Here is a 19,071-nt window from a genome sequence, read left to right as displayed (position 1 = left end):
TATTCCAACGATCTACAGCGCCTCATACTGCGGTAATACCGTGCTCGCCAGGAAAGGCGTGATATAGCGCTCATCAATCACAACCGGTTGCTCGTCCATGCGCTTGATGGCATCCGCCATGGCCGCATCGTCATCCAAAGGCACCAGAAAATCCTGTAATTCATGGGAAAGAATCTCTTTCGGCCCCGAAGGACAGTCGGTGCTGACCAGCGGAGTGCCCAGCAGCAAGGATTCGATCAAGGCGCGCGGCAACCCTTCGGCATCAGAAGCCGATACCAGGAACTTGGCCGCTGCAATATAGGGGTAAGGATTAGTGCGATAATCCATCATGCGCACCCGTTCCTCAAGACCAAGCGAGCTGATCAACCCTTTGACTCTGGTGACATCCTCGGGCTGCCCCTTGCCGAGAATCACAATGGGCGTTTGCACACCACTTTCCTTATAGGCACGCAGCAGACGATCATGGCGCTTACGCTGCTCAAGTGACCCCAGGCTCAAAATGAACTCGCCGGCTGGCAGATCATCCACCGGCTCGGCGGCCATATCGCGAAATGGCTGGGGGTCATAAGGCGTGTAGATCGCCTTGCACACACTCGGGGTGACTCCCACCTTGTTTAACAGGTTATCGCGCACTCCCTTGGAGACCGCCAGCACCTGACGGCCATCATAAAATTTGTGCGCCTTGGCATAGCTTTTCCTGCGTTCTTCTTCCGACATCGGAGTGGAAGACATATCACTTCGAATCATGAAATAGAGATTGGGGTGGCGAACATGACGGGTGATCTTGTCAGCGGAGCAGGAAAACACGATATCGGGATTGAACGTCGCAAACGCCTTTTCGAGCTGACGCGCCTGCCACTTCTCGATCAGCACATTATTGAGCGCCCGCGTAAACTGGCTATGGATACCTAGATTGATCACTTCCAGGCCGTCTGGGATTCGATGCTCGATAAAATCGCGCATGATGTAGAACTTCACCTGATTGCCGCGCTTGCGCAGCTCATCAGCGGTATACAGAAGCGATTTTTCAGCGCCTCCGCCGTATAAATCCTTCATCACGAAGGCCAAACGCTTTGCCATACTGTTCTCGCTTGCTTTATCCATTGAATAGCCGCACAACACCGGCATCGCCTACTGCCGTTACGCCTTGCGATACTGCGTTACTTCAGGGAAATCCGCCGCCAGAATATCCAGCGCCTGTGCCGCGTAAACTTCACCATCCAGTTTGGTAGGAGAAATGGAGGCGGCCAGCAGGCGTGCCCGCTTGTGCGCATTGGCGGGCAGCTTGCGCAGATGGGTATCAATCCAGATGATGGCGCCCTGTGGGTCGATCAGCAGATTATCCAGATGAAAATCACGATGCAGATACCCATGCCGAGCCAGTGCAACGGCCTGCTCCATCATCTCCGCAATGAATGCCTGGCGGGCAGGCTCCGCAAGACGGTGAAAATGGTGCCGTCCTGACGTTGCCGCGGTGATAAATTCTAGCACATACACCGAACTCAACACGTTCAAGGGATTGAGCGAGCAGCCGTACCCATGGCTCTTTACTGTTGCCTGCCCCAGTGATGCCAGAATCCGCGCACTCTTGCTTTCATGGCGTGCGTCATAGCGGCCTACAAGGCGCTTCGAGAGTACATCCCGGCCCAGCCAGCGCCAAAAATGGGTGCGCCAGTGGTATTTGTCCGCCACAAACTTGAACAGCAGACGCCCATCGCTACTGCGCAAAAACGTGCTACTGCCGATCGTCGAAAAGTGCGTTGTGTCGTTATCGGAGATCAGCTCAAGAGTGGCTGACAGCGATTGCGCCCCATGCATCAGGTAACAACGCCGCCTGGATAACATCAGAAGGTGCATCAAGCGCATGGCACAACCAATCATCAAAACGGATAAAAATGCAGCGGCTCACTATAAAGTAATCCGCTGCGAGTGTCGTTTACCGAGCGACTCGGCTAGAATACGCCCACTTTTATGACGTCAGGATGTAGAGTCAAGTGAAATACCTCGTGACCGGCAATGCAGGCTTCATCGGCTTCCACGTAGCCCGGAGGCTACTTGAGATGGGGCATGATGTGGTCGGCTTCGACAATGTCAACGAATACTACGATGCCACACTGAAGGAAGCCCGCCTGGCCGAACTGGACAAGACAGCCGTTCATGCCAAGGGGCAATACACCTTCGTGCGAGCAGACCTGGCCGACAGTGATGCGTTGAACCGCTGCTTCGCCGAACACGCCTTCGAGCGCGTGATACATCTGGCAGCACAGGCAGGAGTACGCTATTCGCTGAGTAACCCCAGCGCCTATGTGCAAAGCAATCTGGTGGGCTTTGCCAATCTGCTGGAAGCGTGTCGTCATGGCAATATTGCCCACCTGGTGTATGCCTCCAGCAGTAGCGTCTATGGCAGCAATACCAGCATGCCCTTCTCCGAAGATCAGGAAGTGGGACACCCTCAGCAGCTTTATGCGGCCACCAAGCGGGCCAATGAAGTCATGGCCCATAGTTACGCCCACCTTTACAACATCCCCACCACGGGCCTGCGCTTCTTTACCGTTTATGGCCCCTGGGGACGCCCTGATATGGCGCTTTTCAAGTTCACTGACAAGATATTGAAAGGCGAACCTATCCCTGTCTTTGGCTACGGCAAGCAGTCGCGCGACTTCACCTATATCGACGACATCGTTGAAGGTATCCTGAAGACTGCCGAGCAGATCGCCACACCCGATAGCCACTGGGACCCGGCTCAGCCTGTTCCTGACAAAAGCGACGCCCCTTACCGTCTCTATAACATCGGCAACGGCCACCCTGAAAAATTGACGGGTTACATTCAGGCGCTGGAAAGTGCTCTGGGTGTCAGCGCCGAACAGGAACTTCTTCCCATGCAGCCCGGGGATATTCCCGACACCTTTGCCGATACCAGCGCATTGCGCAAAGCCACAGGCTACGCCCCCGATACGCCTATCAATGTGGGGGTAGCGCGCTTTGTCGAATGGTATCTGGATTTTTATAAAAGCCACACAGCGAAGGTTTGATATGCAAACACACGCCTGGCTATCATTTACATAATCAGTAGATTGCGTGTAACCCGGTTGAGAATCTCAGAAACGGATAATCAATGAAGCAGCAAAAACTCAGCCGACGCATGGCAAAATGGCTACTCCACCGACTGCATGATTACACCCCAGCCCCCTATGCCCCCTCGGCTATCCGTACGGCAGTCATTTTCATTCCACGCTTGATCGGCGATGGAATGGCGACTTTTCCCGCGCTGCGCGCACTCCAGGCACGCGGTGTCGAGCGTATCATCGTCATTGCTTCAGAAAGCAACAAAGCGCTCTTTCAACCACTTGCCACAAACGGAGATATTGAGCTGCACTCAGTGCCTGCCCTGCGCGATACCCGCACATTGAAAACGGTAGCACGCCAACTGCGCCAGCAATATGGTCGTGTCGACCTGTGTATAGATGCATCACTGAAAGACAGTACCGCCACTATCTCCTTTATTGGTGCATTGAAGGCACGCAATAACATTCAGATGAGCGGCTCCCCCATGCGCTGCTATGCCCAGGTGTCACAGCGTGCCGTTAACATGTATCAGGCGGGAGAGTCGGTGCCTATATGTTGGGCCGCACTTATGCACGACGCAGACATTGCTGATGTTGAAGCACGTTTCGAGCTCCCTATCCCCCAGCCCATAGTGCAACAGGTAAAGGCGTTTACCCGCCCTTTAGGGCGTTATATTGCACTGAACCTCGATGGAAGTACCGCAGATAAACAGCTAAGCATTGAGAAAGGCGCATTACTAGCTCAACAGCTATGGGAATACTATCAGTTGCCGATGATAATGCTGTGTAGCCCTCAGGGAGAAGGTAAAGCACACGCATTATCACAGCACTATGAACACGTCATCGTGCCCGACCTCCCCCGTTCGCTTCACCACAGCGCAGCACTAGTAGCGGACTCCGCCCTTACCGTTACACCAGACACTTCATTGCTACACGTGGCTTCCGCTCATAATATCCCGGTAATAGGCATCTATCGCCGTTATAACGGGCACTGGGTGCCTCTTTCCGAGAGTAGTATCATGATTATCACCGAAGGTAGCGTGGATCAAGTGACTACAGCAGATATTCAATATGCTATGCATAAGGTCAATGCCGGCGGCCACACGTAACCAAAAACAAAGGCGTCGCCAGCAACGCTAGATATTTGTTCTACTGCGATAATGCCCGACTTTGGATAGTCACACCGCCTCCAATTTCAGGATATTGCCCTCAACAGGGAGCCACTTCTCGCGTCAATGGTCGTCACACCAGATACATCAGTACGGCATTATGCCAAGTGCTGTCAGATAAATGACATATAAGGCCCTATCGAGAAAATGATGGGACAGCTGAGAGAAGAGCTGACTTACTCAACCATCATGGCCTTGGACATAATCATGCAGATACCGGGAACATATAAACCTCTCAATTACTTAATTTTATTGATAATATAGTTATAAATAATAGAGACCAGTTTAAGCCAATGGCCTGACTTCATGGCAAGCAATACCAGGTCAGCAAACTCGGCATACTGAATATCGCTACCCCGACGGGACTTCCAGCGGAAAAACTTATACTCTCGGCGGAATTCTATCCTTCTTCGAACAACTGCTGGCACTCGCTTCAGTAACCTGTTCTGCTCCTCACAAAATCGCCGATGAACAAACCTCTCCTTCTCTACTGACCGCTCTATCTTGGATAGCCTTTCTTTTACATGCGAGCGATGTTTAAAAAGCGGTTGGTGCACAATCTCAAACGAGCCCCCCAGCGCGAGGACCCTAAATACGAGGCATGTATCTTCACGAAAAGACATATCTTCCGGAAAACCACCGGAATGCAGAAAATCGTCACGCCTGACTACCAAAGTCGACGCTTGGGTGTATACCTTCCGTGTTAGGAGTTCAGTCAAAGAGTGGATCTCTGGCTGCAGCATCTTAGCGCTTACATTCAAAAAAGCATCAGTTTGATAGTAGCCACACATCGATAGAGCAACATCACTACGTTGCATTGCCGCAAGCTGGACAGCCAACTTTTGTGGCTCCATCACATCATCATCATCAAGAAAGGTCAGATAGTGACCAGAAGCAACCGCGGCTCCGCGGTTGCGAGAGCAGGCCACACCAGCATTAACATCGTTAACAAGGTACGTTACTCCTTTGAAACGATCCAACTGCATCACAGATGCCGTTGCCAGCTGGTCTTCACTACCACGCCCATTATCGTCGACCACAATCAATTCGATCCGGGGATACTCCTGCACTAGCACACTCTGAATGGCCTCAAGCAGAAAGTCCGACCGTCCGAAAGAAGGGATAATGACGCTGATAAGCACTGTTTCACTGGACATCAACAGATTCTTCTCTGGTCTGATGATGCACAGGGATTGAAAAGAAGATTAGTAGCGGCAACATGAAAGCAACACATAGCTGAATCTTGTCTGAATTGAACAACGGGTCCATCACGCCATAAAGTAGCATGGCGATAACAAATATACCAAAGCAAATATTCACGATAGCTCTTCTTATAGCGACCCAAAGCAGTGCCATGTAATAAAGAATCAGTGCACACAAACCTGGAATGCCTTGCAACGAGGCTACTTCTACAAATTCATTATGCAGATTGTAGAAGGAGACATACCGCAACGTCTCCATGGCATTGGGATCATTCCTAAGTAAAATATTCAACTGTTCGAGGACGACGTTATATCGATTATTTGCTGAATACCCCCAGGGCCAATGAGCAAAAGTCATCCACCCTGCTTTCCACATCGTAAACCTGGCACCCAGTGAACCTGTGACATCACCATGCAAATAGCGTGTTAAATCACTATACAGCCAAGAAAAACGCGTATTCAACAGCATACCAGCAACTGTGATAAGGCATAAAATCATCACTATATAAGGTATCAGGCATTTTTTGCCGGGCTGTGAAAACAGAGTAGATTGGAGATAGCACACACCGACAAGCAAAGTAAGGCCATAAATGACAAGAACACTTCGCGTTCCTGTCCATGCAATGAGCCCTCCCCCCAGAATGGCTACCATCACAATTAGATACCTGGATATATACATATCCATATTACGGACGAGGACCAGCAACATGGCTAGTGTAAAGGAATACAATACAAAAGCGGCGGGCACAGGGTTTCCCACTTTGAGGACTATGCGCTCATGACCTACATAGTATTCATACATCCCTAAATAGAATATATAGAGGTAAAGTAACCCCATTAAAACCATCAAAATACGGTCAAGAGAACGTCCCGTTCCTTGATAATACCGCAACAGATAAAAAATAATAATAAAGGATGAAATCCAATAGGTCATGTTATGAGCAACGTAGCGGTTCATCCATCCGTACTGTACATACCCCCCCAAATAGCACCACCAAAAGAACTGAGAGACAAGCATGACACCAAGGCCAATGCCCAGAATGGACAAATCCACCCCGGCTCTAGGACGAAGACCCAGAGAGTATTTACCAAGGTGCACGATAACCATATGCATGGTAGCGATAAATGCAGCGGTGTACAACATATGTGCACTTGCATTTCTGTCCAGCCCCATAAACAGTAAACCTACCCCTACCAGCAACAGCACCAGCATGTTTACCAGTCGACCACTACTTAGCATGTTATTCCTGGCTTCATTATTCATGTTATGAATCCTGACTCATGGGGTACTCTGCCGATGCAGCATCAAATTTTCCTTGGAAAAAAACTTGAATATCATAATAAAAAAGACCACATTTAACACGCTGGTAGATTTCAATATATCTGATTCTGTAATATTACCACACACATAAATAATTAAAAAAAGAAAAAAACACATATTTATTTTTCTATCAATAATAGAACGCACTGGTGTGGCCCACACCATCAGGGAAACCAAAATCCCTATATAGAGAGCACCTCCGATAACCCCCATGTTGACCATCAAATCAACCAAGCCATTATGAGAATCATTGGGATAAAAATTATTGGTCGGGAAAATGGCCCCATATTCTTCAAAATGCCGTGGGGTCCAAAAACCATCCAGGCCATAGCCAAAAAGCAGGCTGTGATCAGCCAGATGTGACAGCGCGTAAGCCCAGATTGTCAAACGTCCAGTAAGAGAAATATGCTTGCCGAATAGAATGATACCATCATAACCAGTCTGCAGATTATAAGGCGTTGACAAGGCAGCAATAGCACCTAGACATACAACCAACAACAATAACGAGAGGAGAACAAACTGGTTGCTAAACCAGTTTTTAAAAGCCGCCAGCAATTGACACATTTGTACGAAGGCGAATATTACCACGGACAGAAAGCATAACATAAGCGACGTGCGGGAGTCAGAATTCAAACAGCACCAAATAGCCAGCGCCACGATAATTATCGTTACCAGATAGCCTTTTTTGAGACAGATAGTACGCATTAGGGCAGTGATCGTTGCGAATACAGTTAAACGCCCCAGAATGTTTTTCTGATCGAATACTCCTTCCCAGCTACCATAAAACTTTCCATGATCAACACCCAGAGCAGGATACCAAAGACACAACAGGATATTGAACAGCAACAGTACGGCGGCCCCTGCAAATAAGGCATTGATGATGGTTTCAAAGCGAAGTTTGGTAGAAATGGCTGCTGTCATACAAACCATCAAGGTGAAAATAACACCCTTGATCAACATATGAGTATTGCCATCATTCAAAAATCCATGAATGCCAGATATTATAATCATCACTCCCAAAACAACAACCGGCCTAATCGGGTAGTGTTCAACATCAATATTAATAATCAGTAGAGCCAACATACAAAACAGGATGATAGCATACTGCATTCCCTGGTAAGCAATGAGCTCCGGCTTGAATATGCCAGAGGCAAAAAAGACTAATCCAGCCAACAGAAAAAAATTGAACCGTTCAATTCCTTTCTCCCTGTTGAACAAATAACGTTGTTCACTCATTATTATTCCACTATAAAATTAGCCGACAAATTTAATATACTTAAAACATCTTACTGGGTACTGCACAAAATATCGGGCAAGGAGCCGCCGAGGCTCTTTTTTGAGGCGATATAGCCAACGCAGATTATGCCGATCATAGAAGTCGGGATAGTAGTCTTCGCCATCAGCATCAACCAATTGATCAAAATAGCCACCGCAGGTAAAGCCAGTACCCTGCCATCCCTTATCACGCAGCTCAAGCAACATGCGTTCCTGACGCCCCCCCCCCATGGCAATCACGATAATATCAATCCCCTGAGCCTCGGTGATCACCTTTTCTCGTTGATTAGAGGTCTCGAAATAGCCCGGCGACACCAGCCTGATATTTAACTCGGAATATTTGGCCTTAAGGACATCACGTATTTTTGCGGCCGTAGCATTGCCACCACCAATCAACCCCACAGAAAGTTTTTCCTCCACCGCCTTTTGAAATACCAGGGGAGCAATAGAGGTATCGTCGAAGCTGGTACGCTCAACCGTCTTCCCTCTCAGGAACCTGAGAGCCTTCACCATCAGCATGCCATCGGCATAAAAACGGAAATGCTCGATTTGTTGGTCGGTCAGCTGCTCTTTCACCTCCCCCAGTGAAAAGAGGTTGATGAAAGAGGTATCACTGCCCGTTTTCCACGTGTATGTATGCTGTATGAATATCATAGAGTCTCTTAGTAGGCATTCTTTCCAACGAACCCCTTGAAGAAGGTCATCGCGATAATCTTCAAGTCAAAGGTGAGCGACCAGTTTTCGATATACCAAAGATCAAAGCGAACACGCTTTTCCATCTTGTCGAGCGTATCCGTTTCCCCTCGGAAACCGCTGACCTGAGCCCAGCCGGTAATTCCTGGCTTGACCTTATGCCGTTGCATGTAGGATTCCACTAGCTTCATGTAATACTCATTGTGAGCGAGTGCGTGCGGCCTGGGCCCCACGATGGACATACGCCCCTGCAATACATTAAAGAACTGCGGCAGTTCATCAATGGAGGTTCTGCGCAGAAACGCGCCCACACGGGTGACACGAGGGTCACCTTTAGTGGCTTGCTCTACCTTGCCATCCTGCTCGTCATGCAGACGCATGGTGCGAAATTTATAAATCTTGAAACGACGACCATCAATCCCGGTTCGGTACTGTTTGAAAAGCACCGGCCCTGGCGATGACCATTTGATCATGAGGGCGACAACCAAACATAGCGGAGAAATCAGCAGCAGGATCAACAGCGAACCAATGACATCTTCAAGCCTCTTCAATGCTTTGTATTCACCACGTATGGGCGACATATTCAAGTCGAGCGAATAGAAGCCAAACATTTCACTGACGTGATGATTCAAAAGTGGTAGGTCGGTCAGTTCGGGGAAAAAGCGGACCTCAACCGTCAGAAAACGCAGTGAGTGCATCAGACGATTGACATCACTGCCCATTGAAAGAGGGAGGGCCAGCCACAGTTCTCTGAATCCATGCTGTTCGACCTGCGAGACGATCGCATTCAGATCTTTATCAGAGATGTGACGCTCAATACGGTAGGTTCCTCCTATTGAGTAACTCCTGGTCTTGTCGTTACGCATGCCTCGTACAATATTCAATAGAGCATCACTTCTGCCCACCATTAGTACACGACTCTTGGTACGGTGTCGTACCAGATAAAGGCGATTAGCCCAGCTCATTAGACACTTGAAGAGTAATGAGAGAACGAAACTGCCCGCGAGGGTTGCCACATACCACAAACGTGAGTATTCAATGGAAAAGTGCAGAATATAAATGAGTGCCGCACCCACCAGCGTTGCGATCATCCAGATGGCAATCCCCCTGAAGATGATCGAATGAAAACGCATACGCAACCAGTTCTGATAAAGATCGAAATGCCATGAAAAGACCACAATCAGTAGCGAGATAATCAACATCGCAATACTAAAGCGGTCGTGCATTTCCCCCGCTCCATACCGGGCATAGTGGGCGATGGTGCCCGCACTCCACACAGACACTATATCCAGCACCGGGCCTAAAATGCGCATGAACTTGTAAGATTCTACTTTCAGCATTTTTAAAACCCATCAGCCATGCTGTACCGGTGACTTTTTCCACCAGCTCAGCAAATTGATATTCATTTTATTATTCACCGCCCAGGCTGCGACGATATTCTGAAACGCCATGATGATGAATATGGCCAGTGCCGCCCCCAAGACCCCCAGCGCTGGTACCAGCACGACATAACATAGTACGCCAATGACAGAGGCAATCAGCAAAATGTTTTTCATCAGAGTGTGATAACCCGACATGGTCAGTATGAAAACGGCCGGACCTGTCAACACATTCACGAACTGAGCCAGTGCCAGCAAAATCAGACTATATTTACCAGCCTCAAATCCTTCTCCGAAGAACGCTAGCACCCAAGCGGGCGCGAATACCAATAGAGCCACAATCGGCGCTGCAAACCACGTCATGTACCGGGTGGTGTCCAATGCCAGCTTTTTGATACCGGCATGATCATTGGCGCTGCTCATATGGGCGAAGCGCGGCGCCACTATGCTGTCGAACACGGTCAGGATGAAGTTAACCGTAAAAGCCAGCCGATGGGCGATTGAAAATATCCCTACCGCGAAGCTGTTAACAAAGTATCCCAACGTCACCAGCCCTCCCCATTGTGTCAGATAAAACACAAGATCAATCTGAAAATAGGTCCACAGGGACTTCATGAAAGGATGGATCGTTGTGATACTGGTTGGAATACGAACACCATGCCAGCCAATGACCCCCAATCCAATCAGGATCATGACAAAAGTCACTACCACCAGGGCATGCATGCAGAAGCCCGCGCTCAAGGAGAGACCCACGAAATAACTGCACCAGGTCATCAGTGATGTAAACAGCGATAACATCCCAATCTCGAAAAATGAGGACACTTCCGACAAATTGAATGCACGCATCCAGGCACAGATCAATAAGGACACCACCAGCAGAGGGAACTCGATAGCTACCCAATGAAATACCGCAACCAGATCATGATTATGGAAAAGAGCATCGGATATCCAACTACTGCCTAGGAAAACGGCAACAGCCAGCGGTATCGAGATCAGCAGTGCGACGAGAATCGAGCAAAAAAAATGTGTATTGACGTTATCCTGATCTCGTTCTCCTACATAGACACCGCCGAACCTGAGCACCGCATTTTCCATGCCGAAACAGCCGAAGACCTTCATGCCCATGAGGCATGAAAGCCCCGTCATGAAAATCCCCGTCTGATAGATCCCCAGCAACCCCCCCAGGGTGAAGGTCAATCCGAAAGTGCCCGAGGCAGACAGCCCGCGTGTTGCGAATGTTCGCAACGATTTACGAAGGAAAGCGACATTCATCGTAGGTTCCCATTACTTCGATACCAAAACACGTCTCAGCTTGGACAAGAGGCCCATTTTCCAGTTTTTCTCCCAATGGTGAACGGCATAGGTCGACCCGGTAATATCCGCCACCATCAGCTGTTTCACCTGTCGCACGTCATCGTAGGGGTTATAGGGATAAAAGTACGTTTCGGGATAGCAGGTCACTTCTTGAGAATGCTTGAGACTTTCATTAGCGAGCTCTGGAGCAATCAAAAAAGGTTTGCTCTGGCTGAAGCGCTCTTCCATGAGCTTCATGCAGCAACTCACGAAGGAATTATCAGGCTCGGCACCCACTACCGCACTGTTAAGACGATTCTTCGCTTCATAACCAAGAAAACAGCGGTTATCGAGCAATGGATCAAAAGAGCGTACGACCTCAACATCGACATCCAGATAAATACCGCCGTGTTGCGACAGTACATAATAGCGGGCGTAGTCGCTGGCAAACGCGTATTGCTTCTTCTCCAGCAACTTCCATGACAGAGCAGCCTCGCGTGGCAGGTTGTCTTCATTCCAAAGAATGATTTCATATTCAGGCAAGTGACGCTGCCAGCTTTGGATACACCTTTCGGTCAACGCGCTTTTCGGGTGGTTGCCAAACCAAATATAGTGAATTTTTTTAGGAATCATTGCATTTAACTTATATTTATAACCAGTATATGTATGACGTTCTTGGCACCCTTCGGCCAAGAACCCCCTTGCACTTGTCAGAACAACATCCATTCAGGCTCACGGGAGATACACGAGCTGTGCGACAGGATAAATGGATAATATCTCTATCATATCCTCTGCTTGGCCGCTGTTCCCTCCTTCATCAACAACAAAAAAGCCACACCGTACTCCATGTGGCTTTCCATACATTACTTGTCGTAGATAAAGTGAAGCTTAACTATAAACCGGCAGGCGTTTGCATACTTCAGCCACTTTCGCTTTTACCTGCTCTTCTGCGGCGGAGCTGTCGCCGCTCTCGAGGGCGTCGAGGATGTCGCAAATCCAGCCAGCCAGCAGCGTACACTCTTCTTCACCGAAACCGCGGGTTGTTACCGCTGGTGTGCCGATACGCAGGCCAGAGGTGACAAACGGGCTTTGTGGATCGTTAGGTACGGCGTTTTTGTTCACGGTGATGTGAGCGCGACCCAGTGCTGCGTCGGCGTCTTTGCCCGTGATGCCCTGTTTTACCAGAGAGAGCAGGAACAGGTGGTCTTCGGTGCCGCCGGAAACCACGTCATAGCCGCGGTCGAGGAAGACTTTCGCCATCGCTTTGGCATTCTTCACTACCTGGCGCTGATACACCTTGAATTCAGGTTCCAATGCTTCCTTGAAGCACACTGCCTTGGCGGCAACTACGTGCATCAACGGGCCGCCCTGCTGGCCGGGGAATACGGCAGAGTTCAGCTTTTTGTAGAGGTCGGCATCGCCCGCAGCCGAAAGGATGAGACCACCGCGAGGGCCACGCAATGTCTTGTGCGTCGTGGTAGTCACGACATGAGCATGGGGCAGAGGGCTGGGGTATTCGCCAGCAGCAATCAGGCCAGCCACATGGGCCATGTCAACGAAGAACCAGGCGCCTACCGCATCAGCGATTTTGCGCATGCGTGCCCAGTCAACAATCTGCGAGTAGGCAGAGAAACCGGCAATAATCAGTTTCGGCTGATGTTCTTTTGCCAGCGCCTCGATTTCGTCGTAGTCAATCAGGCCCTCATCGTTCAGGCCGTACTGTATGGAGTTGTAATGCTTACCGGAAAAGCTGGGCTTGGCACCGTGAGTCAGGTGACCACCCGCGTCCAGGCTCATGCCGATGACGGTATCGCCCGGCGTTACCAGCGCCTGAAATACGGCAGCATTGGCCTGTGACCCGGAGTGCGGCTGGACGTTGGCATAGTCAGCCCCGAACAGTTCGCAAGCGCGTCGAATGGCCAGCTCTTCCACTACATCAACAAATTCGCAGCCGCCGTAGTAGCGTTTACCGGGGTAGCCTTCTGCATACTTGTTGGTGAGCTGACTGCCCTGCGCTTCCATTACTCGTGGGCTGGTATAGTTTTCCGACGCAATCAGCTCAATGTGATCTTCCTGACGCTGAACTTCCTTCTGAATCGCGCTGAGAAGGTCGTCGTCGTAGCCCGCAATAGCCATGTCACGTGTGAACATGCAGATTCCCCAAAGTAGCAATTAAAAACGAGGTGATTAAAACGCTGCCGTTACGTACTCCAAGAAACATCGAATACCGCTATCAGAAGCCAGTGAATGGCTCGGAAGATACTGCGAAACGAGCTCAAGAAGAGAAGGATGTGCAGCCAATTTCCAGCAAAAATCGAATTGTCATCATGATACCGCAGAGTGCCAGCGTTTACAGTAACCGTGTCATGTGGAGATAAAGCGCAGCGGAACCATTCGGTCGTGGCGTAGTCGAATGAAACAGAGCTGAAGATGGAAGATGCTGCTCTTCACGCTGCCAGCATCAGGCTCGCCGAACAGGTTTCACCTAATGAGAGGGATCAATATGCGTTCACGCACTTCCCCCCGTGGGAAACGCCACCGATGGCTGCAACACGCCCGTGCTCAACTGAAAAAGACAACCCTGGCAGTTTCAATACTTGCCGTCACCATGGGCATCATCGTTGGCCCCTACACCCATGCAGGTCAGCAACTCTCCCACCACGCCAATCACGTTATCGCTGAGATTGCGCCGGTCACGACCGCTGATAGCAGTGGCGGCCCTCCGCAAAAGGTCATTGCTGAGGTCGCTGACAGCCACGCGACCAAACCACCTCCCAGGCTACCTTCCAAGGCTCCCGCGTAAGCGGTTTTCCGCTATCAGTTCATAGAGCATCTGGCAGCATCATATCGTTCAACACAGGATACCAACGGCGTGATGCTGCAAATGCCAAAGCGCAAAGGCGCTCTTATGCCTCGGACTGGCGGCGCAATTTACGCACCAGCAAAGTGAACTCGATGGTAGAAAAGAACATCAGCAGATAGCCAAGCGACTCGGAGCACTCCTCCACCGCATCCTTGACGATTCGGATGTAATGATCGCCCAGCGCTGCTTCCCACATGATGCTTCTTCCCAGCAGGCGCGAGAAAACGTAAGTCGCCAGCACACCAGAGAGAAACATCCCGAAGGCGCGCGTATTGAAATAGAGGCGCATTTCGGTGAACAGTGCCGAACGCTGGGAAAAGGTGTAATAAATGGTACCAGCCCCCATTATCAGCACTGGCCATTTCCAGAACCCATGGGAAATGAAATCGAAAAAGTAATCATTTTCACGTATTAGCGACGCTAACAGAAACATTGCCACGAGCATTGCGCCCACAGGGAACACCTGGAAGCGTTTGCGGGCCACTAGCATAATCACTGCCGACACGCCCAGCACAAAGCTCTGGGAGAACTCGGTAAATGAAAACTCGGAAAATTTCCATTCGACGGAGACATCGCGTGAGGCATCCCATAGCATGCCTTCGCAGTATCCGAAAACAATGGCTATATAGATGACGACGCGCAACAAGACGCTGCCACATTCTGCACTGGATAGCGGAGCAATGTGGCTTTTGAATGGTTTGGCAGACATGGCATTTGACTTCAAAAAGGTTAAATGGCTGACTTCAGGTCACGTACTTCAATGACGGTAACGCATTTTGCCATAACCAGAGGGTGTACGGGGAATTTGACTTTACTTCACGCTCAAGGCGAGACCTCGTTGGGGCTTGATGGGCGGCTTCCACCACATATGCAGACCCCTTGCCATGACGCCAGAACCCACTGATGCCCTCATCACAGCCATGCGCCTTGATGAGGCCGGAGGGGCTGACACGCTCTCTCCCGCCGAACTCAAGCAAGCATGGCAAAGTGATGCCAGCCTGCTGTGGATGCACCTCGATTTTCGGCAAGACAATATCAATGAGCTGCTTTCCACGCTTGCCGAGATGGACCCTGCGGTTATTGATGCCCTGCTGGAAGAAGAAATACGCCCACGGGTCGCTCGCTTCCCCGGCGGCCTTGTTACCACGTTGCGGGGTGTGAATATCACTCCCGGTAGCGAGCACGGCAAGCTGATCTCCCTGCGCGCCTGGCTAACCCCGAACCGTCTGGTAACGCTGCGCAGGCAGCCCCTTGATGTTATTCAGCAGATTCACGATGAATTCGCTCAGCATCAGGGAGCCACCAATCTCACCGAAATATTGGCGCGTATTGCGGATCATCTGGTCGATCAGACCGGTACCCTACTGGCACAAATGAATCAGTCGCTGGCGCAGTACGAAGAAGCCATGCTCAGCGATAGCAGTGTCACGACACGCACACTGGCACAGCTACGACGGCCGATGATTATGCTGAATCGCTTTATTCGGCCTCAATATGACTGCCTCTCGCGGCTGGGCGATGCCTCGCTGCAACTCGATGAAGCCAATCGCATTACCTTCCGCGAATCGGCCAACCACCTCTCTCGCTATCTGGAAGATTTGCAGGCGATGCAGGACCGCGCGCTCATGCTGCAAGAGCAAATCTGGAGCATGCACAGCGACCGGCTCAACAGCCGCATGTATCTGATTTCCGTGATTACCGTTCTTTTTATGCCGCTTACGTTCCTGACCGGACTGCTCGGTGTAAATGTCGGTGGAATTCCCGGCGCGAGCAATGCCCATGGTTTTTTGTGGGTGCTGGTGATCTGCCTGCTGATCAGTTTTTTGCTGACGCTAGGCATTGTCGGCTTCCAACAGCTTCGGCAGCGACGTTATCGCGCCAGGCATTAGTCCCGCTGCTCGCTGCTGTTACGGATCACTTCCGCCAGATTTTTATGGACGATCGCGATCAACATGACCTAGATCACGTTCAGGGTCGAGGCGATCCCGAACCAGACGCTTCAATACCTTGATCTCTGGAAAGCCGCCATCCCGCACTCGCTCCCATAGAACTTCCTGATCCAAATGAATCTCGAAACGCCCTCCGTGGCTGGGGGCCAGGGCCACCTCCTCCAGCGACTCACCGAAGGTTTGCAGAAGCTCCTGCGCATACCAGCCTGCCCGCAGCAGCCAACGGCACCCGGTGCAGTAATATATTGTGACTTTCATCGTCATCCCCCGTCGTTTTTCCTGTTGAGTGAGCCGTCAGCCCAAGCGTGCGCTCGCTATCTCGTGCAGCAATCAAAGCGCCCTTCTTTCCTCTTATCCTGCGCAGCAAGCGGATAAAGAGGAAATAGCTTGCCTTCGTAACCCGCCCTATTTCTGCACTCTACGGTACGTGAGCAAAATCTTCACAATTCAAGCAGACAAAATGCTTGTCAGCCAAATTCAACAGCGCTATATAGCGCAATGAAAGGGCACAACACGCCAAACAAGATAGTGCGGAGTGCCCACCCATCGCTGGCTGGCGTACAACGATAGACAAGTGCTCCCTTGTACAGAGGCCAGAATCTGAAGAGGCATTACCGATCCTGATGTCACACCGGTAATGGATAACTTGTTTTTTTGGAAGGCACCCGGCACAACGCTGCTGTTATCGGCGCTTTCCAAATCGGCCTGATGAGAGGTGTACCGTGAGCTCTGAACTGTATTCGACTGACAGTGAGAACGAAGAAGAATTCGATGCCGTCAATGATGATGAATTCTCTCCCAATACACGCACCAAAAGCGATCCCGCTACCCGTCGCAGGGTAGAAGCGCTGCTGGAAGAGCGTCGCCTCAAACAGTTGATCGAGGACTGGGACGATTGGGACGAAGAGTAAATCTTCACGTAGCCATCGTCGTTAAGGAGCTGCTGGCACCTCTTTTTCAGGTGTCAGCGCTTATCTCTCGCTTCTGCACTGGTGCATTGCGACTTCCCTCTTTATCATCTCGCCTATATCGAGCCGCCGTCAGACTAGCGATTGTCACGCAATGACATGAATAGCAGCGGCTATCGACCATCCAATAGAAGAGGCATATACCCCGCTATGGCGCAATACGTCTACTCGATGAGCAGGGTCGGCAAGACCGTTCCCCCCAAGCGCGAAATCCTCAAGGATATCTCGCTCTCCTTCTTCCCTGGCGCCAAGATCGGCGTGCTCGGCCTCAATGGTGCAGGTAAATCTTCACTGCTGCGCATCATGGCTGGCGTCGATACCGAATATAACGGTGAAGCCGTTCCGATGGCAGGCATCAACGTCGGCTACCTGCCCCAGGAGCCAGCGCTTGACGACAGCAAAAATGTTCGCGAAACGGTGGAAGAAGCGCTGGGCGAAGTGAAGGAAGCTCAGGCAGAACTCGACAAGGTGTACGCTGCCTACGCAGAACCTGATGCCGATTTCGATGCCTTGGCAGCCAAACAGGCGAAGCTGGAAAACATTATCGAAGCTGCCGACGCGCATAATCTGGAGCGCAAGCTCAACGTGGCCGCTGAAGCGCTGCGTCTTCCCCCCTGGGAAGCGTGCGTAGGCAACCTGTCGGGGGGCGAGCGTCGCCGCGTGGCACTGTGCCGCTTGCTGCTCTCCAACCCTGACATGCTGCTGCTGGATGAGCCTACCAACCACCTTGACGCTGAATCGGTAGGCTGGTTGGAACGTTTCCTGGTCGAGTACCCCGGCACTGTTGTCGCTGTTACCCACGACCGCTACTTTCTGGATAACGCGGCGGGCTGGATTCTTGAGCTTGACCGCGGACGTGGCATTCCCTTCGAAGGCAACTACTCTGACTGGCTGGAAGCGAAAGAGAAACGTCTTTCTCAGGAAGCCAAGCAGGAGGCTTCCCATCAGAAAGCCATCAAGCAGGAGCTTGAGTGGGTACGTCAGGGTGCCAAGGGGCGTCAGGCCAAGAACAAGGCGCGTCTGGCGCGTTTTGAAGAGATGCAGTCGAGCGAATTCCAGACTCGTAACGAAACCAACGAAATCTACATTCCGCCCGGCCCGCGTCTCGGCGACAAGGTCATCGAATTCCACAATGTTGCCAAGCGGTTCGACGGCAAGCTGCTGTTTGAAGACCTCTCCTTCACCGTTCCCAAAGGGGCCATCGTGGGCATTGTGGGCGGAAACGGCGCAGGTAAATCGACACTGTTGAAGCTGGTCAACGGCACGGAACAGCCCGACGCTGGCGAAGTAGTGCTGGGCGATACGGTCAAGATTGCCTATGTCGAACAGCTTCGCGATGCTCTCGACAATAATCAGACGGTATGGGAAGCCGTGTCCGATGGTCAGGATATTCTGAACATCAATGGCTACGAAACGTCGTCGCGCGCCTATGTGGGCCGTTTCAACTTCAAAGGCAACGACCAGCAGAAGTTCCTCAAGGATCTGTCAGGCGGTGAGCGTGGCCGTTTGCAGCTGGCGCAAACGCTCAAGCAGGGCGCTAACGTACTGCTGCTCGACGAACCCTCCAACGATTTGGACGTTGAGACTCTGCGCGCGCTGGAAGAAGCGTTGCTGGCCTTCCCGGGGTGCGCCATGGTAATCAGTCACGACCGCTGGTTCCTGGACCGCGTAGCGACTCATATCCTCGCTTATGAAGGCGACTCCAAAGTGACCTTCTTCGAAGGGTCATACAGCGAGTATGAAGTGGATTATCACAAGCGCGTTGGCAGCGACACTCCCAAGAAAGTGAAGTACAAACGCATCGACGCTTAATGCGTTAGAGCAGTTGGATAAATAAAAGCGCGGGGCTGAGCTATCAGCCTCGCGCTTTTGCTATTCACGAAAATACGGTGCT

18 protein-coding genes are annotated in these 19,071 nt (G+C 51.0%); 6 read left to right on the top strand and 12 right to left on the bottom strand.

The genetic code is table 11. From position 1 onward, the window contains the following. Positions 1–12: 12 nt before the first annotated feature. Positions 13–1,080, bottom strand: coding sequence for a glycosyltransferase (locus L881_RS0104545; protein ID WP_034578607.1), 1,068 nt, complete (start codon positions 1,078–1,080; stop codon positions 13–15). A gap of 60 nt (positions 1,081–1,140) precedes the next feature. Further along, complete coding sequence (locus L881_RS0104540) at positions 1,141–1,818, bottom strand: phosphotransferase (protein ID WP_051464790.1); 678 nt, start codon at positions 1,816–1,818, stop codon at positions 1,141–1,143. Between the two features lie 176 nt (positions 1,819–1,994). Here L881_RS0104540 and L881_RS0104535 point away from each other — a divergent pair, with 176 nt between their 5' ends. After that, the gene (locus L881_RS0104535; RefSeq protein WP_025732532.1) at positions 1,995–3,032 is read left to right on the top strand and encodes an NAD-dependent epimerase; all 1,038 of its coding nucleotides are present in this window, start codon (positions 1,995–1,997) and stop codon (positions 3,030–3,032) included. 83 nt (positions 3,033–3,115) lie between these two features. Beyond that, positions 3,116–4,174, top strand: coding sequence for a glycosyltransferase family 9 protein (locus L881_RS0104530; protein ID WP_025732531.1), 1,059 nt, complete (start codon positions 3,116–3,118; stop codon positions 4,172–4,174). Between the two features lie 299 nt (positions 4,175–4,473). On the opposite strand, the gene L881_RS13365 is transcribed toward L881_RS0104530, so the two are convergent. From L881_RS13365 to glyA, 8 genes are all read right to left on the bottom strand, one after another. Beyond that, positions 4,474–5,391 (bottom strand): glycosyltransferase family 2 protein, encoded by a 918-nt coding sequence (locus tag L881_RS13365; protein ID WP_025732529.1) that lies wholly within the window; start codon positions 5,389–5,391, stop codon positions 4,474–4,476. Next, a complete protein-coding gene (locus L881_RS0104520; protein WP_025732528.1) occupies positions 5,381–6,700 on the bottom strand; it encodes an O-antigen ligase family protein in 1,320 nt (439 codons plus the stop codon). Before L881_RS0104520 ends, L881_RS13365 begins: the two co-directional genes overlap by 11 nt. Before the next feature lie 15 nt (positions 6,701–6,715). Next, the gene (locus tag L881_RS0104515) at positions 6,716–7,993 is read right to left on the bottom strand and encodes an O-antigen ligase family protein (RefSeq protein WP_025732527.1); all 1,278 of its coding nucleotides are present in this window, start codon (positions 7,991–7,993) and stop codon (positions 6,716–6,718) included. Between the two features lie 18 nt (positions 7,994–8,011). After that, positions 8,012–8,686 (bottom strand): WecB/TagA/CpsF family glycosyltransferase, encoded by a 675-nt coding sequence (locus tag L881_RS0104510; RefSeq protein ID WP_025732526.1) that lies wholly within the window; start codon positions 8,684–8,686, stop codon positions 8,012–8,014. An 8-nt stretch (positions 8,687–8,694) separates the two neighbouring features. Next, complete coding sequence (locus L881_RS0104505) at positions 8,695–10,065, bottom strand: undecaprenyl-phosphate glucose phosphotransferase (RefSeq protein ID WP_025732525.1); 1,371 nt, start codon at positions 10,063–10,065, stop codon at positions 8,695–8,697. Between the two features lie 12 nt (positions 10,066–10,077). Next, entirely contained in the window at positions 10,078–11,376 is a 1,299-nt protein-coding gene (locus tag L881_RS0104500; protein ID WP_025732524.1) for a lipopolysaccharide biosynthesis protein, read from the bottom strand. Between the two features lie 12 nt (positions 11,377–11,388). Then, on the bottom strand, positions 11,389–12,123 hold the full coding sequence (locus tag L881_RS0104495; RefSeq protein WP_084055393.1) for a glycosyltransferase family 32 protein: 735 nt from the start codon (positions 12,121–12,123) through the stop codon (positions 11,389–11,391). Positions 12,124–12,285: 162 nt separating this feature from the next. Further along, positions 12,286–13,548 (bottom strand): serine hydroxymethyltransferase, encoded by a 1,263-nt coding sequence (gene glyA / locus L881_RS0104490; RefSeq protein ID WP_025732522.1) that lies wholly within the window; start codon positions 13,546–13,548, stop codon positions 12,286–12,288. A gap of 352 nt (positions 13,549–13,900) precedes the next feature. Between glyA and L881_RS13735 the strand changes: the two genes are divergently transcribed. Next, positions 13,901–14,200, top strand: coding sequence for a hypothetical protein (locus tag L881_RS13735; RefSeq protein ID WP_156926499.1), 300 nt, complete (start codon positions 13,901–13,903; stop codon positions 14,198–14,200). A 103-nt stretch (positions 14,201–14,303) separates the two neighbouring features. On the opposite strand, the gene L881_RS0104480 is transcribed toward L881_RS13735, so the two are convergent. Further along, complete coding sequence (locus L881_RS0104480) at positions 14,304–14,969, bottom strand: hypothetical protein (RefSeq protein WP_025732521.1); 666 nt, start codon at positions 14,967–14,969, stop codon at positions 14,304–14,306. A 175-nt stretch (positions 14,970–15,144) separates the two neighbouring features. Between L881_RS0104480 and L881_RS0104475 the strand changes: the two genes are divergently transcribed. Next, entirely contained in the window at positions 15,145–16,149 is a 1,005-nt protein-coding gene (locus L881_RS0104475; protein WP_025732520.1) for a CorA family divalent cation transporter, read from the top strand. Positions 16,150–16,191: 42 nt separating this feature from the next. Here L881_RS0104475 and L881_RS0104470 read toward each other — a convergent pair whose 3' ends face one another. Next, positions 16,192–16,467: an Rdx family protein gene (locus L881_RS0104470; RefSeq protein ID WP_025732519.1), complete on the bottom strand. Its 276-nt coding sequence runs from the start codon at positions 16,465–16,467 to the stop codon at positions 16,192–16,194. Between the two features lie 464 nt (positions 16,468–16,931). Between L881_RS0104470 and L881_RS0104465 the strand changes: the two genes are divergently transcribed. Together L881_RS0104465 and ettA are read left to right on the top strand one after the other, a co-directional pair. Then, positions 16,932–17,120 carry a PA3496 family putative envelope integrity protein gene (locus L881_RS0104465; protein ID WP_025732518.1) on the top strand — a complete coding sequence of 63 codons (189 nt, stop codon included), beginning with the start codon at positions 16,932–16,934 and terminating at the stop codon, positions 17,118–17,120. A 207-nt stretch (positions 17,121–17,327) separates the two neighbouring features. Then, positions 17,328–18,989 carry an energy-dependent translational throttle protein EttA gene (gene ettA, locus L881_RS0104460; RefSeq protein ID WP_025732517.1) on the top strand — a complete coding sequence of 554 codons (1,662 nt, stop codon included), beginning with the start codon at positions 17,328–17,330 and terminating at the stop codon, positions 18,987–18,989. The last annotated feature ends 82 nt before the right edge of the window (positions 18,990–19,071 follow it).

This window comes from Carnimonas nigrificans ATCC BAA-78, from assembly GCF_000526695.1.
GTDB classification, from domain to species: Bacteria; Pseudomonadota; Gammaproteobacteria; order Pseudomonadales; family Halomonadaceae; genus Carnimonas; species Carnimonas nigrificans.
The sequence above is the reverse complement of the archived record's forward strand: the minus strand, read 5'-3'. Positions and strand labels throughout refer to the sequence as shown.